At 57.8% G+C, this 15,060-nt stretch carries 17 protein-coding genes; 7 read left to right on the plus strand and 10 right to left on the minus strand.

Going from position 1 to position 15,060, the window contains the following annotated elements:
* Window positions 1-196 precede the first annotated feature (196 nt).
* From CFBP1590_RS14655 to CFBP1590_RS14690, 8 genes are all read right to left on the minus strand, one after another.
* Window positions 197-1,456: a type II toxin-antitoxin system HipA family toxin gene (locus CFBP1590_RS14655; protein WP_088235367.1), complete on the minus strand. Its 1,260-nt coding sequence runs from the start codon at window positions 1,454-1,456 to the stop codon at window positions 197-199.
* Window positions 1,449-1,766 (minus strand): helix-turn-helix domain-containing protein, encoded by a 318-nt coding sequence (locus tag CFBP1590_RS14660; protein ID WP_025993022.1) that lies wholly within the window; start codon window positions 1,764-1,766, stop codon window positions 1,449-1,451. The genes CFBP1590_RS14655 and CFBP1590_RS14660 overlap by 8 nt, the downstream gene beginning before the upstream one ends.
* A 230-nt stretch (window positions 1,767-1,996) precedes the next feature.
* Window positions 1,997-3,319: an MFS transporter gene (locus CFBP1590_RS14665; RefSeq protein WP_088235368.1), complete on the minus strand. Its 1,323-nt coding sequence runs from the start codon at window positions 3,317-3,319 to the stop codon at window positions 1,997-1,999.
* Between the two features lie 83 nt (window positions 3,320-3,402).
* Complete coding sequence (locus CFBP1590_RS14670; protein WP_004879605.1) at window positions 3,403-4,281, minus strand: SMP-30/gluconolactonase/LRE family protein; 879 nt, start codon at window positions 4,279-4,281, stop codon at window positions 3,403-3,405.
* Window positions 4,282-4,338: 57 nt separating this feature from the next.
* Entirely contained in the window at window positions 4,339-5,271 is a 933-nt protein-coding gene (gene kce / locus CFBP1590_RS14675; protein ID WP_058432715.1) for a 3,5-dioxohexanoate:acetyl-CoA acetone transferase, read from the minus strand.
* A gap of 92 nt (window positions 5,272-5,363) precedes the next feature.
* A complete protein-coding gene (locus tag CFBP1590_RS14680; RefSeq protein ID WP_029244374.1) occupies window positions 5,364-6,152 on the minus strand; it encodes an SDR family oxidoreductase in 789 nt (262 codons plus the stop codon).
* On the minus strand, window positions 6,149-6,871 hold the full coding sequence (locus CFBP1590_RS14685; RefSeq protein WP_029244375.1) for a GntR family transcriptional regulator: 723 nt from the start codon (window positions 6,869-6,871) through the stop codon (window positions 6,149-6,151). The genes CFBP1590_RS14680 and CFBP1590_RS14685 overlap by 4 nt, the downstream gene beginning before the upstream one ends.
* 88 nt (window positions 6,872-6,959) lie before the next feature.
* On the minus strand, window positions 6,960-7,751 hold the full coding sequence (locus CFBP1590_RS14690; protein WP_004879611.1) for a GntR family transcriptional regulator: 792 nt from the start codon (window positions 7,749-7,751) through the stop codon (window positions 6,960-6,962).
* Between the two features lie 229 nt (window positions 7,752-7,980).
* Here CFBP1590_RS14690 and CFBP1590_RS14695 point away from each other — a divergent pair, with 229 nt between their 5' ends.
* The 5 genes from CFBP1590_RS14695 to hisM all read left to right on the plus strand — a co-directional run bounded on the left by CFBP1590_RS14695 (window position 7,981) and on the right by hisM (window position 12,101).
* Complete coding sequence (locus CFBP1590_RS14695) at window positions 7,981-8,994, plus strand: SIS domain-containing protein (RefSeq protein WP_088235369.1); 1,014 nt, start codon at window positions 7,981-7,983, stop codon at window positions 8,992-8,994.
* A gap of 2 nt (window positions 8,995-8,996) precedes the next feature.
* Window positions 8,997-9,851 (plus strand): PfkB family carbohydrate kinase, encoded by an 855-nt coding sequence (locus CFBP1590_RS14700; protein WP_088235370.1) that lies wholly within the window; start codon window positions 8,997-8,999, stop codon window positions 9,849-9,851.
* A gap of 61 nt (window positions 9,852-9,912) precedes the next feature.
* The gene (locus CFBP1590_RS14705) at window positions 9,913-10,683 is read left to right on the plus strand and encodes an ABC transporter substrate-binding protein (protein ID WP_088235371.1); all 771 of its coding nucleotides are present in this window, start codon (window positions 9,913-9,915) and stop codon (window positions 10,681-10,683) included.
* A gap of 24 nt (window positions 10,684-10,707) precedes the next feature.
* Window positions 10,708-11,397, plus strand: coding sequence for an ABC transporter permease (locus CFBP1590_RS14710; protein ID WP_088235372.1), 690 nt, complete (start codon window positions 10,708-10,710; stop codon window positions 11,395-11,397).
* A complete protein-coding gene (gene hisM / locus CFBP1590_RS14715) occupies window positions 11,394-12,101 on the plus strand; it encodes a histidine ABC transporter permease HisM (protein ID WP_088235373.1) in 708 nt (235 codons plus the stop codon). The genes CFBP1590_RS14710 and hisM overlap by 4 nt, the downstream gene beginning before the upstream one ends.
* 51 nt (window positions 12,102-12,152) lie before the next feature.
* Here hisM and CFBP1590_RS14720 read toward each other — a convergent pair whose 3' ends face one another.
* Together CFBP1590_RS14720 and CFBP1590_RS14725 are read right to left on the minus strand one after the other, a co-directional pair.
* Window positions 12,153-12,932, minus strand: a complete 780-nt coding sequence (locus CFBP1590_RS14720; RefSeq protein WP_088235374.1) for a YkgJ family cysteine cluster protein — start codon at window positions 12,930-12,932, stop codon at window positions 12,153-12,155.
* 203 nt (window positions 12,933-13,135) lie between these two features.
* Entirely contained in the window at window positions 13,136-13,723 is a 588-nt protein-coding gene (locus CFBP1590_RS14725; protein WP_088235375.1) for a TetR/AcrR family transcriptional regulator, read from the minus strand.
* 76 nt (window positions 13,724-13,799) lie between these two features.
* Between CFBP1590_RS14725 and CFBP1590_RS14730 the strand changes: the two genes are divergently transcribed.
* Together CFBP1590_RS14730 and CFBP1590_RS14735 are read left to right on the plus strand one after the other, a co-directional pair.
* Window positions 13,800-14,693 (plus strand): NmrA family NAD(P)-binding protein, encoded by an 894-nt coding sequence (locus CFBP1590_RS14730; RefSeq protein WP_088235376.1) that lies wholly within the window; start codon window positions 13,800-13,802, stop codon window positions 14,691-14,693.
* A gap of 46 nt (window positions 14,694-14,739) precedes the next feature.
* The gene (locus CFBP1590_RS14735; protein ID WP_069144134.1) at window positions 14,740-15,042 is read left to right on the plus strand and encodes an ArsR/SmtB family transcription factor; all 303 of its coding nucleotides are present in this window, start codon (window positions 14,740-14,742) and stop codon (window positions 15,040-15,042) included.
* The last annotated feature ends 18 nt before the right edge of the window (window positions 15,043-15,060 follow it).

The following is a 15,060-nucleotide window of genomic DNA, read 5'->3' on the forward strand; positions in this document are numbered from 1 at the left end:
CCAAGTCAAAATGTTTTTGGGGGATCCGGATAGTCTTTAGGTTTTGTTGGGTGGGTTTTTTATATGATGTTTGAAATACAGAACACCCTCATCTTCGAAAGCACAGGACCCCTCTTGCTCAAAGCACACCCCAGCATCGATTATAAGCTTCGCACACAACTCCCGATCTCCAGCGACGACCGTTGCACGCTCGACCTCAGCTTAGCCGAGCCACGTTCTGATCAATACGGCCCTGAATCACGCGCAAGGTGTCTGAAGTAATACCCCCAGGACACAGCTTCTCTGCAACGCTCGTAAACCGGCTCGCCACATCACAAATACCATCAATCATCCTACCGGCAACATCCGGAGTTACCTCGGCCTCTTCGGCAAGCCGAAGCATTTGTGCGCGGGAAATCGACAGGGCTTCTCCCATCACATCCATCTGGTGATATCCACCCGGCCCTTCACAGAAGGTCACGTCGTAAGCCGGCGACAGTTTCCACTGACCGTCTTGCGACATGATGTAAGCAAAGTTCTTGGGGTGATCGTCTCGGTTGTTGAATGCAACATTGAAGACGGCACGTTCGAAGGCCACCGCCATCTCTCGGACGTCGTTGGTACACATCTGTGTTGCACGCAGGAAATTGACGTAATCCAATACGCCCGGAGACCGGTAATTGGCCCCTGTAAAGGCGGCAAGGCTTTGCATGGGGATGCGCAGACCCTCCTGGCGGTCGAATCGCTTGCTGGAAAACGCAGCCAGCCCATCAGGCAAACTGAAGTATTGCGTGTCAGGGGTTTCAATCCCGCACATGCGCAGGCACTCGGCGTAGGCCATTTCGATAGCGCACACTTCGGCATGCTCTTCTTTGGCCGGAAACTTGACCAGCCATGCTTCAAAACCCGGTGTGACCGCCGTGGTAAACGCGCCGGTTTCGGGATCGCGATAGACGAGGGCCTTGGGCCTTGCTCCTTGAGGCGAGCCACCGACCAGCATCAATGTCTGCAGAAACTCGCCGCCGTCTCCATACAGCACTTCCTGCACTTCGGCGGCAAGTTTTTCCAGCGGGATATGGACGTCAGCCCCCTGCCCTTCGGGCGCCACGGGTTCAAACGTCATGGCACCCATGGCATTGCTGCCGATGTAGGCCAACCGTTCCAGTGAGCCGATGCGCGCCGTGGTGAGCCCGCGGCGCCTGAACATACGGTCCATCAGCAACATTCCCCACCCATCGGGCAAGGAGTCGTAGACGGGCCCGGGCAAGTACAGTTGGTGGTCCGGGAAATCCTTGCGCAACTGAGCCCCCTGCAACGGGAGCGTGTAGGAAGAAAGCTCCAGGCCTCTTTGCCTGGCTTCATTGCTGTACTCGAACACGATCAGCGGGCGACCGGTCAGGGCGGTCGTGGAGACCAGCGTGCCCCATTGCCATCGCTCGCCCCAGCCCTCGTAAAAGACGTTTACCTGCTCAAGCATTGCCGGACTTCCTCTTCGTACGAAGACGATTGGCGCTGTTTTCGTAGCGCCGAATATCTTCGATGCTATCCAGCTTTGGCAGGAACAAACCTTCAAGCTCCCTGGTTCGGCCAAGCGCCATCGCCACACGAACGACGTTCTCGAATCCTACATTGCGCCCGGCTTCAAGGTTCGACACGGTGTTTGTACCGATGCCGGCACGTCCGGCCAGGTCGGCTTGTGTCATGTCCAGCGCCAGCCGCTCTGTGCGCAGGCGATCGCAGAGGCGTTTGACAACCTCGCTCGGCTTGCTGAAGCTCAAATCCAACATAGTGCGCACCAGGCCCGTTCGCTGATCGTTAATCTCCAAAATTGTAGAGTTAATACCCTTAGGTATCAAGCGACTTAATTCCCAGATATTGTGGCTTATTGGACGATATAAGGTCTTAATCACAATTAAATGGATTTAACCCACGTAAAAAGCCTAGCCACTGTTGCCATCTGCAATCGCATTCTGGGCCACTGAAATCCCGGCAGCCCTCGCCACCGGGACCAAACCCATCAAAGCCCCGTCTGAGCAACCAACACCTGCCGCCGATGAGAAAACAGCTGCAGGAACGCCCCGCCGAGCGCGCAGCCTGCCATGACAAAGAAACACACCGTGTAGCCGTGAAGGCTGGTCCAGCCACCGCCCATGCTGATCAGTGTGCCCATCAATATCGGTGCGATACCGCCACCGATGAACATCGCGGTGGTGATGATGCCGTTGGCGGTCGAGGTGGCAGATGGCTGTGCGGAGTCAGAGGCTACTGCGTAGTAAATCGGCCAGACTGCGTTGGCGACCAGACCAAACAGCAGTTGCACGACGATGATGATGAATGTGGTGCTGGCGAAGTAGAACGCACCGACGCTGGCAGCCATCCACACGCCGCAGATGAGCAATGTCACCCGGCGACCGATGATGTCCGACAGTGACGGCCAGACCAGTTGCCCGAGGATGCCGGTCAGCGTGAAGACCACGCTCATGCCTGCCGACTCGGCCAGCGACAGGTGAAGTATGTTGTACAGGTACGCGGGCAGGACAATGTTGACGCCCATGTACACCACTTGCGTCAGCATCGTGTTGCCGGCAGTCAGGGCAATGTTGCGATTGCCGAGCGTGGCCTTGAACGTTTTCCAGGCCTGGCCTTTGACGTTGGTTGATGGCGTGCTGTCCGGCGGGGTCATGCCTTTGGCGGCAATGTCGACATACAGTTGGGTGATGCGCTCGGCGGTTGAATAACGCGACCAGAAAATCATCAATGGCAGCGCTACAACGAACGCGAAGAAGAACACGTAGCGCCAGTTTTCTTCACCGAATGTGGTGATCACGAAGCTCGCGACAATGCCACTGAGCATCGCGCCGATGGGATAGCCGGTGTGGTGAGCGCCAAGGGCAAAACCCCGGCGTTCCACAGGCCACCATTCTGCGGTGTTGCTGACGCCGACCGGCTCGCCCCAACCGGCCCCCAGGTTCACGCCCACCCGCAAGGCTACGAAGCTGGCCAGGCTTGCACTGAGTGCTTTGAAGCCGGAAAGGAACGAAAGCGCGGTGTAACCCAGCACCAGCGGTACCTGGAAACGCGCCCGTTTCCAGCCGCCGCCGTAGCGGTCACTCCAGATGGAGCCGGGAATGTCCAGAACCGCCAGGGCCAGCATGACGACAGTCGCCAGTGTGCCCCACTGATCTGCCGACAGATCGAAGTGCTTGGAAATGGTCGGCCCCAGGCGCAGGACAATCTCGCGATCATAGGCGTTGAGGATCCAGATCAACCAACACACCAGTAACGATACCCACGAGAAACGATGGATCTGGCCCAGCGATGCTTTTTTATTATTTTGCACGGGAGAATCTCCAGGCGTGCCACGCACGCTCTGTGAAGAGAGTTCAGTCGTCCTTAACGGTCGGGTCCGATTTTTCGGGTCGATCAGCTGGCGAAGCGTTTTTCGGCGATGCCTTGCACACCCAGCCCGGTGATGGCGAACAGGGCGCCCCGTTGCTGGCCGTCTTCGGGAAAGCGCGGCAGCGGCGGCTTGGCCATGGAGGTGACGAACAGCGTGTCCAGATTCGGTCCGCCGAAGGTAAGGCTGGTGACCTTCTTCACAGGCATGTCGATGATGCGATCCACCTGCCCGTCCGGCGTGTAACGCACCAGTTTTCCGGCATACACCAGCGCCTGCCACAGGCAGCCTTCAGCATCCACGGTGCAGCCATCCGCAGCGCCGCCACCGGAGGTATCGACCTTGGCGAAGGTTCTGCGGTTGGCAACCGTTCCGGTCGTATTGTCGTAGTCGTAAGCCCAGAGTTCCCCGGACCAGGTGTCAGCGAAATAGAAGGTCTCGCCGTTCGGGCTCCAACATGGGCCGTTGGAAACGATGATGCCTTCGTCCAGGGTATGCAGGCTCAGGTCCGGGTCGAGACGATAGAGCCTGGCGCTCGCCTGGTCTTCCTGCGTATCCATCGAACCGACGATGAATCGGCCCTGACGATCGACTTTGCCATCATTGAGCCGATTGTTCGGCTGCCCAGGCTCAGGGTCGACGATCAGTTCAAGATCGCCGGTTGGCAAGTCCAGACTGTAGAGCCCGTGCTGCAGGGCGACGATAGCTGCATCGCCATTCCTGCGCAGAGCCATGGAGCCTATTTTCTGCCCGACATCCCAGGCGCGCAGTTCGCGCCCGTCCCCGGTGCAGCGCAGGATCCGACCGTCGAAACTGTCGATCCAGTACAGCCGTTGCTGTTCGACATCCCAGACCGGCCCTTCGCCCAGCGTGGTCTTGACGTCCACGACGACTTCGATACGCATGTTTCACCTCTGTCTTGTTGTTATTGAGATGGCACGTTGGGTAACTGAAAACAGGTGTTAAAAGTCGACCTGATTCTTGCCCTTCAGGTCGAGCATTTCCCTCGCCTCATCTGGCGTCGCCACGCTTCCGCCGAGGGCTTCGATCACAGTGCGGATACGTTTGACCTGATCAGCGTTGGACGCTGCCAGTTTGCCCGGCCCATCCCACAGCGAGTCTTCAAGACCGACGCGCACATGACTGCCCATCGACAGGCCCATCGTGCCTAGAGGAATCTGATTGCGACCGGCGCCGAGAATCGACCATTGATAGGCATCGCCAAACAGGCGGTCTGCCGTACGGCGCATATGCGCAAGGTCTTCAGGGTGACCGCCGATGCCACCTCGCAGGCCGAACACCGACTGAATGAAAATCGGCGCCTTGAGCAGGCCACGCTCCAGAAAATGCGCAGCGGTGTACAAATGACCAATGTCATAGCATTCGATTTCAAAGCGAGTGCGGTTTTCAGCACAGGTATCGAGAATGTGAGCGATGTCGCGGAAAGTGTTACGGAAAATCCGGTCGTCGCTTTCGGCCAGGTATGGCCGCTCCCAGTCATGCTTGAACTCGGTGAAGCGATCGAGCATTTCGTACAGGCCGAAGTTCATGGAGCCCATGTTCAACGACGCCAACTCGGGCTTGAGTTGCGCCACCGGCTGCAGACGCTCTTCCACACCCATGGTCGGCGCGCCGCCAGTGGTGATGTTGATGATCACATCACTGCTGGCTTTGATCTGCGGCAGAAACTGTCGGAACAGACCCACGTCCTGACTGGGCCGACCGTCATGGGGGTCGCGCGCATGCAGGTGAACAATCGATGCACCCGCTTCAGCGGCACCGATGGCCGCGTCGGCAATTTCCTGCGGCGTGATCGGCAAATGCGGCGACATTGAAGGCGTATGGATGGCGCCAGTGACGGCGCAGGTGATGATCACCGGGCGTTTTTTGGGCATGAGTCTTCTCCATTCTTGTTCTTGGCGAGAAAGTGATTGGGGTTGCCCGACCGGAATACGTACGGCCGTTATCTTCGTTCAGATCGAGACGTCTACAGGTACTCGACGTTGCCATCCACGCTGATGGCCTGGCCGGTCACGTTGCGCGCGGCGGGCGAACACAGGAACAACGCCATGGCCGCGACGTCTTCAGCGGTGACCATGCGTCTGAGCGATATTTTTTTCAGGTACTCCTCGCGCATCTCGGCTTCAGGCACTTTCATCTGTTCGGCGCGGGCACGAATCACACCGTCCATGCGCGGGCCTTCGACGATCCCGGGCAGTAACGCGTTGACGCGGATGTCGCTTTCGCCCAACTCGGATGCCAGGGATTTCATCAAACCCACAATGGCCCATTTGGTCGCCGCATACGGTGTGCGCCACGCGTAACCCAGGCGGCCGGCAACGGAAGCAATGTGGATCATGTGCGCGTTGGGCGATGCCTTGAGCAGCGGAACCGCGTGATGAGCAAAGCGGTATTGTCCGGTGAGGTTGATGTCGACAGTGCGCTGCCAATCTTCATCGGTGATGGCGTCGATGCCCGCCGTAGGACCTGCAATCCCGGCATTGTTGATCAGCACATCGAGACCGCCGAAGCGTTCGCGCTGGACCTTGAACACCGCTTCGATCTGCGCAGGGTTACCCACATCCGCTTGGGTGGCGACACTCTCTGGATACCGGTCGCGAAACGATGCGAGGGCGGTTTCGCTGACATCACACACATGCACCTGTGCACCGGCTTCGGTGTAAGCCGCCGCCAGTACTTCGCCAATGCCGGCGGCACCTCCAGAGATCAGTACTCGCAGGCCGCTATAGGGAATCAGTCGATCGAGAACGCTCATGCTTTTTTTGCTCCAGAGACAGACGACCTTGAACGGCCGCTCTTGATGATCAGGCGCGCCAGGGAATCGGCGGCCTGCATGATGTCGTCGGTGACTGCCGCCCGGGCCGCAGCCCCATCGCGCTGGGCAAGCGCCTGAACGATGCGGTTGTGTGCCTCCATCGAGCGCTGAAGGTGCGCCTTGTCGGGTGCCACCAGCGCAAAGCACGGGCCCATGTGCAGCCAGAAATTCTCAACGGCGGCGATGGTCAGCTCAGCGTTCGCTACCGCGTAGATACGCCGGTGGAAGGCAAAATTGGTCCACAGATAACGGGGCACATCGACGCTGTCGGCGGCCTGCTGCATCTGGTCACAGAGGTGGCTGATTTCCTTGAGGTCGATGTCCTTGAGCAGAAGGACCGCTTTCTCGGCCAGAAGGCCTTCGAGCGCAACACGGGCGTCGCGAATCTCGCGTAGTCGCTCGGGCGTCATCATGCGGACACGCAGACGTGAGGTTTCGGTGACTTCGAAGGCATTCTCTGCACTGAGGCGATTGAGTGCTTCACGGACCGGCATCGGGCTGGAACCCAGCGCCTCGGCGAGGCCACGGATCGTTACCTTCTGGCCCGGCTGGAAACGACCGCTCATCAACGCTTCACGGATCTGACGGTAGATCTGATCCTGCAGGGTATCGCGAGAAACCTGGCGCATGCTGGGCAGGAGGGTCGGACTGTCGGTCATGGATCTGGCTCATATTGGCGTTCTTATGCGCTCAATATGTGATCACAAATAACATATGTCAAATTGTTTTTGGCCTGCATCCGGCGGTCTAGGGACGGGCATGGAAACCATTGATCCGACTGTCTGCCAGTTTGAACACGACGCGTTGGGGGTGGTTGACCGAGACCAGATACTCGACCGGCTGCCCTTGGGTATCGAATATCACGCCTCGATAAACCAATGCGGCTGTGCCGGGTTCAACCTCCAGCAACCGGGCCTCCTGGTCGTTCATCGTGGCAACGCTTAACGTCCCTTCATCACTTTCTATTTCGATCTGATAGCGCTCCGACAACAGCGCATACAGCGACGCCCCTTCAATCAGGTCGGCAGCAACCAGTTCAGGGACTTTGGCGGCGGGGATGTAGCTGGTCTCGATGCAGAAGGGCTTCTGGTCCACTGTGCGCAGACGCCTGATGGTGAGTAGCACGTCCCCTTCCTGGATCTTCAGCAGTCTGGCGACGCGAGCACTTGCAGCGGTTTGCTCAAAGTAGAGCAGCTTGCTGCCTGGGCGAGCCCCGGCCTGTTCAACCACTTGGGCGATACCCTTGCGCGCCATCGTATTGAGTGGCCGCTCAACGCCTGGTGCCGTCACGAAGGTTCCACGGTTGCCGCGACGCTCAAGCACACCTCGGTCGATCAGTATCTGCAATGCCTTGCGCAAGGTCATGCGGCTGATGCCCAGGTGCTCAGCCAGGTCCCGCTCCGCCGGAATACGCTCAGTCGGCCCGAACTCCGGGCGCTCAAGCATTTCCAGCAATGCCTGCACAGCCTGCCAGGCCACCTGCTTGCGCAGAGGGGCAGGAAACGCCGTGTCCGAAGGTTTTTCACTGGTCAACTTCATGGTCTACATCCCGATTTATTTTTCTTGGCGGTTCGTGTGACTGCTACAGCCAAAAAGTCCCCGCACTAGGCGACCTAGTTAACGAACGGCCCATCAGCCTTATACAAAATCGCTTACTCGCCCTATTAGACCATGAAGGAAAAGCCTTGTAGTGGTCTTTTTCATGGTATAGGTTTTGGTCTAATTATTGGCGAATAGCAGCCTCTTCACAAGGTACTCAGGAGTCCGCATGGCGATCCAGTTCAACCGGGAAGGCTTTATCGCTTCCTTGCAACAATCCATTCAAATCGTCGACGACGCCCAGCATTTCGGCCAGGAACTGGCCACGCGGATCGACCGGATCTATTTCGTCAGTTGCGGTGCGCCCAATCGCATCATGCTCGGTCTGCAATACTGGATTGAACGCTATAGCCATTCCTTGGAAGTCCGGCGCTACTTCCCGGCCGATTTCATGGATATCGATCCGCCGCGCCTGGACGAACGCACGCTGGTGGTGCTTGCCTCCAAGTCCGGAACGACGCAGGAAACCATCGCCGCTGCACACTTTCTTCAGGGCAAACCCTGTCTCACCGTGGGCGTGACGCAAACGGCCGGGTTGCCGCTGGCAAAAGCCGTTCAACATTGCTTCCTGCTAGGGCCAACAGACGAGGCTTACTTCGGTTGCTTCATGATCCTCCAGGCGCTGGTCGGCGGCATTCTGGCCAAACGTGAAGGCTGGCCGTTGCTCGACAAGCTCACCCGCTCACTCAAGGCATTGCCGCAAGCGCTGGCGGATGCGGCAATCAACAACGACCAACGCGCCACTGAAGAGGCGCGCCTCTATAAAGATGATCGCGTCATGTATTTCCTGGCGTCGGGGCCGATGTTTACCACTGCCTATGTATTCGGCGTGTGTGTCGTGATGGAAAGCCAGTGGCTGCACTGCCTGCCCGTGGAAGCTGCGGAATTTTTCCATGGCCCGTTCGAAGCCATTGATTCCTCTACTCCGTTGTTGCTGCTGGTTGGCGAAGATCCCAGCCGGGCGCAGATGGAACGGGTCGTGAGCTTCTGCCAGCGTTATACCGAGCGGGTCATGATCTACGACTCCAAGGACTTCCCGATGGTCGGGATCGAGCCCGAAATCCGCGCCATGGTTGCGCCCTATATCGTCGGCATCGCAGTTGAACGCATCGCCGCGCATCTGGCTGTCTGGCATCAACAACCGCTGACCACTCGCCGCTATATGTGGAAAACGGAGTACTGAGCATGGCAAGCCTGATCGCGGTCGGCGACAACACCATGGACGTCTACCTGGACCGGAACATTGAGTATCCGGGCGGGAATGCGCTCAACGCAGCGGTATTTGCGTCCCGGCTTGGCGCTCGCAGCGCCTACCTGGGCTGCGTGGGCGATGACCGTTACGGCAAGTGTCTGCTCGACAGCCTTCAGAAAGAACACGTCGATACGTCCCGTTGCCGAACGCTGCCGGGCGCCAATGGCTGGGCGTGTGTCGATAGCATCGATGGCGAGCGCGTGTTTCTCGGGAGCGATGCTGGTGTCTGTCGTCAGCTGCAACTCAGCACCGAGGATCTGGCCTACATCGCGCAGTTCCCCTTGGCGCACAGCAGCCTCTATAGCGGGCTTGAAAACCAGCTGGAGCAGATTCGTCATGCAAGTGGCTGTCTGTCTTTCGACTTCTCGGACAACTGGGTCGAGTTCGAGTGGAAAGGTCTGATCGAGCAGGTCGATATCGCCTTTTTCTCGGCCGCCGACCTGCCTTCACAAGACGCGCACGAACTGGCGCTCTCGATGCAGGCCATGGGTCCGAAGATCGTGGTCATCACTCGTGGTGCGCGGGGTGCGCTCGCGACTGATGGGCAAGGGATCCACGAACACCCTGGCCTGCCCTGCAGCGTCGTCGACAGCATGGGGGCCGGAGATGGATTTATCGCCGCGTTTCTGCTGGCGAATCAGGCCCGGTACGGCCTTGCGGAGTGTCTGGTGCGCGGCGTCGATTATGCCGTTCAGGTCTGCGGCTGGAACGGTGGTTTTGGTCATGGGCAGACACTGGACGTCGAACGCTCCGAGCACCTGAAAAATGCCTTGAAAAACCAAGGCTGATACGCGCTGTTCCAGGCGTGTGCCCGGACCGTTCAACCAACCCGTTGTGGATACCCTGTCGATGAAAAAATGTCTGATCGGATTAATGTTCGCGGCACTCCCACTGCTGAGCTGGGGCGCCAGTGACGAGCTGCGTTTCGGGGTAGACCCCACCTACCCGCCGTTTGAGTCCAAGCAACCGGACGGCTCGCTGACAGGGTTCGATATCGAGCTGGGTGAAAGCCTGTGTACCGAGTTGAAACGTCGGTGTGTCTGGGTGGAAAACGCCTTCGACGGAATGATCTCGGCGCTTAAAGGCAAGAAGTTCGACGGCATCCTGTCTGCGCTATCGATTACCGAAGCGCGCAAGAACGAAATCGCTTTTTCCGACACGCTGTACGACACCCCTGCCCGTCTGGTGGCACCGCAAGGCAGCCCCTTGCAGCCGACGGCAGAATCCTTGCGCGGCAAGCGCATTGGTGTGCAGCAAGGCAGCGTGTTCGAAGTCTATGCCAAGCGGATGTGGGGCTTGAAGGGTGTAGAGGTAGTGCCTTATCAAAGCAGCGACCTGACCTATTCGGACTTGATCAACGGACGGCTCGATGCTGCTTTTGACGACGCCATCGCGATCAATGAAGGCTTGCTCAAGAAGCCGATAGGCAAGGGTTTCAGCTACGCCGGCGACGTCGTCAAATCACCTGAAATCTTCGGACCGGGAACAGGAATCGGTTTGCGCAAAAGCGACACCGCGCTGGCCAACGACATCAACCGGGCGCTCCAGAAGATTCACGAAAACGGCACCTACGACCTTATCGCCAGAAAATACTTCGACTTCGACATTTCGCCTCAATAAACCACCACCGCGGAGCCTGAAATCATGTTCCTTGAGGGGTACGGCTATCTCATTGTTCAGGGGGCATGGTTGACCGTTCAGGTGGCCATCTGGGCTGCCTGCGTCGCGGTCCTGCTCGGCCTGCTGGGAGCCTTGGCAAAACTGGCGCCACTGGCACCGCTGAGGCTGATCGCGACCCTCTACACCACACTGGTGCGCAGTGTTCCGGACCTGGTCCTGATGCTGCTCATTTACTACAGCGCACAGATCGGACTGAACCAGATGGCGCAAGCGTTTGGCCAGGATTCATGGCCTTTGAACCCTTACGGCACAGCCATCGCAACGCTGGGATTCATTTATGGAGCGTACTGCGTGGAGACCTTTCGCGGCGCGTTCCAGGCCATTCCACCTGGGCAACTGGAAGCCGCTCGTGCTTATGGCATGAGTCACTGGCAGGTGCTGCACCGCATCCGGTTTCCGTTGATGATGCGCTTTGCGTTGCCTGGCCTCGGCAATATCTGGCAAGTCCTGTTGAAAGGTGCCGGACTGATTTCGCTGCTGGGTCTCAACGACATGGTGCAGGTAGCCAAGCAGGCCGGTAACGCGACTTCAAGGCAGATGTTTTTCTACCTGGTGATTGCCGCGATATTCCTTGCCTTCGCAATCCTTTCAAGTGTTGCGCTCAAGCAGCTTGAGCGGCGTTACAGCATCGAGCCTAAGCGGAGGCTATCGTGATCGACATACTGCAAGAGTTCGGGCCGAACTTCCTGTGGTCGGACGGTTACCACTGGAGCGGTCTGGCCGTTACGTTATGGCTACTGGTAACGTCCGCCGCCATCGGGTTGTTCGCAGCAATACCGCTGGCCCTGATACGCACCTACAGCAGCCCATGGTTCGCTCTGCCGGTCAGGCTCTACACCCTGGTGTTTCGCGGTACGCCGCTGTTCGTCCAGTTGTTGATTATCTACAGCGGCATGGCCAGTCTGAGCGTCATAAGGGAGTCGCCGGGCTTGTGGTGGTTCTTCAAGGACGGTATGCATTGCGTGATTCTGGCGCTGGCCTTGAATACTTGCGCCTATACCATCGAAATTCTCTCCGGTGTATTGCGCACCACGCCCCGTGGCGAGATCGAGGCTGCTTTGGCGCTGGGCATGACGCGCAACGGACTGTTCATTCACGTGCTGATACCCGGCATGTTGCGCCGGGCACTTCCCGCTTACAGTAACGAAGTCATTTTTGTCCTGCACGCCACGGCCATCGCCTTTACGGCAACAGTGCCCGATATTCTGAAAATTGCTGCCGACGTCAACGCTGCCACCTTCAAGACTTTTCAGGCCTACGGGATAGCTGCGCTGCTCTACATGCTGGTGGCATTTACTCTGGTTGGCCTGTTTCGAGCGACCGAGCACCGGTTGCTGGCGTATCAACGGTTGCGCTGACGTCTCGGTATTTTTTTCATTCCGTAAAAGCACAACCATCACCCGGCAGGCTCATACGGCAACGGAATGAAAGATGTAGTCCGTCTGTTTTCCAAAATCCATTTCAACGCCCGCCAGGTCCAGACGGGTATGAAGATCGGCATCATCGGCACGAACTTTCCAGGACACGTTTGCAGGCCCAGGATCCCCAGCCCTGACGAGCCTTATGGCCTGCCGCAGTAACACGCGGTCAGCCAGATAAACAGCCAGGGCATCGCCTTTCCAGGCCGCGACGTTCATTCCCATCTGTTCACATACGGCAATCTTGGCCCCGGCGTCGTCTCGGTCAGCCTGGCGAGAGCGTTGAATCTGATCTTCCAGGACAGGGTCAACGACCCGATCGGAAAACAACACGTCGCCCGACTCCCAGACTTCCGGCGGACACACCTTTTCTTCAGGACGCAGGGTCAGAAACGGGTTGATTTCCATGGGATAGATTCGACAGACCAGTGGCCGGTCTTCGTAGATTCCGCAGCGGTTATCCTCACCCAGACTCGGGCATTGTGTCAGCGCGTTACCCGCAAAGACGGCGACCACCTGGATGCGTGCCTCGCCACTGATCACTTCCGCAGCGCGCTTGACGCTGTGGGCGTAGTGCGCCGGATCAAGGTAGGTCGAATGGTCGAACGCTTCAAGTATGACGGCGACATCGTTACCGCGATCCAGCCACTCCTCGGCCTCTTGAAGCGTGAGGGGTATGAGACGTCCTTTGCAGCAGATTCCGCATCCATTGCATGCAAACGTGATCGGGCCGCTTTTCGTCTGCATGGCGGGTTGGCTTTCGGGCTTCATGGTCAGTCCTTAACGCTCACCCTTCACTCTTCGTGCAGCGGCGACGGCTAAAAAAGAAAAAGGGTATACATCAAATGCGGGGCGGCAATCAGCCAACAATTAGTTACCAATTATATGTAAGCAAGCCTTGATCGAAGCGACGCCAACCTGTTCAGCCAACGGGTCTCCGGATGTCGGCGAAGCAGCCTCAACACGACCGTCATTCACGCCTTGCCTTGCGGCCATGCAAGCATGGCGACATCAATGAGACGGGTAAGCGTCTGGCTGTTAGCACCCACCAAAGGCAGATTTACAATCGACTGCAATATTCCGAAGTAATACCAGGCCAACAGATCCACATCCACGTCGCGCTCGATCTCACCTGCCACTTGCCCATCCATCAAAATCTCCAGAAAAATCTGCCGCTGCTTGCAGGCAGCAGCGTTCGCAGCGCTCTTTCCTGCGGCACTAAGACCTTCCTGCTCAGCGTTGCTGCGCGAAATCAGACAGCCAGACGGACGCGTTACATCAGACTCTTTGGGCAGAAACTCACGTAGCAGCGCTTCCACGCTCGCTTTGGAGGTCTGTACGCGAGTCGATTTCATGCGGGCCAATACGCGCTCGGTATACAGTTGGAGGGACTCGTTGAAGAGCCCGTCCTTGTCTTGAAAGCGCTGATACAGGCTTGATCGAGACAGCCCCGTCGCCTCGGTCAGATCGCTCACAGAGGCATTTGCATACCCATGACGCCAGAAAACGCCTGTAGCGGCTTTCAACACTGCGCTTTCATCATATTGCGGTTTACCGCTCATGATTCCTCCGTTGACACGCTGGAACGATCAGTACAGGATAGATGGACTGATCGTTCCATGATACGGAAAATTCATCATGATTGACCCATCCAACAGGCAAACGAAACCACTGCGCATCGCCATTGCAGGCGCTACGGGCCGCGTAGGCATGCAGTTGATCAATCAACTGGCACCTGACCCGGTCACCCTGGTGGCGCTTACACGCCAACAATCATCCCCGTTCTCCATCGCGGGAGTGGCGTCTGCGACAGTGGATTTTGATCAACCGTCAACGCTCGGAAAGGCGCTTGCAGGTGTCGATAAACTGTTCATTGCTCACGGTACGTCTGTGCAACAGGTCGCCAATGAAGTTGCCCTCATTGACGCTGCCGTAGAAGCAGGTGTGCAGCACATCGTAAAGCTTTCGGTCATGGGGCCATCGACCCCCATGAATCCATTCGCCTGGCATTCAACGATAGAAGCGCATCTGGGTCAGCAATCCCTGGCTTCTACCGTATTGAGACCCACCACATTCATGGACGTACTCAAACGCGCTGGCAATGCCATTGCTATGGGCACCTGGGCCGGTGCCGCAGGGCATGGGCGCGTCAACCTGATCGACACTCGAGACGTGGCCAGTTGTGCGCGTATAGCGCTACTGGAAGATGTGGAGAAAGGCTCCCGGCGTGCCTATCACCTGACAGGACCTGGAAACTGGACCATGCCGCAAATTGCCGAGGAACTATCCGTTTTGCTAGGTCACGCTGTCAGCTATACCCACAGGACTCCCGCCGCCCAGCATGCTGCGCTGGTTGCCGACGGACTCTCTCCGTTCGTGGCTGAAATTATCGTGGGGCTTGACCGGGTTTTCCATGACTGCGTACTGACAGAACGAACCTTCACGGTAGAAGACCTCACCGGTAACGCGCCCCGCTCGTTGTCCGATTGGCTTCGTGAAAACCTTGATGCTTTCAGAGGTCAGGTGCGCTGAAAACATCGCATCCACTCCAACCGTTCTGCGTTAAAGGTTGCTGATCATGAGAGCACTCAAACATCCGGAAGCCAGCGAGTTCGTTCTTGAGCGTGTTCTCTATGCCTTGAGCGACCCTGTACGCATGGAGATCATTCGCCGTCTCGACAGCATGGCCGAAGCGACCTGCGGTGAGCTGGATGGAGGGCGCCCCAAATCAAGCGTCTCTCATCACTTCAGGGTTCTGCGTGATGCGGGATTGATGCGCACCCGCACGGTTGGTACAGCCCACATGAACTCTCTTCGCAAGGATGAGCTTGAAAGACGCTTTCCAGGCTTGCTTGATTCAATTCTCAGTCATTCCACCTAGTCGGGCTGTTGCGTTCGA

The organism is Pseudomonas viridiflava (genome assembly GCF_900184295.1).
In the GTDB taxonomy this organism is placed as follows: domain Bacteria; phylum Pseudomonadota; class Gammaproteobacteria; order Pseudomonadales; family Pseudomonadaceae; genus Aquipseudomonas; species Aquipseudomonas viridiflava.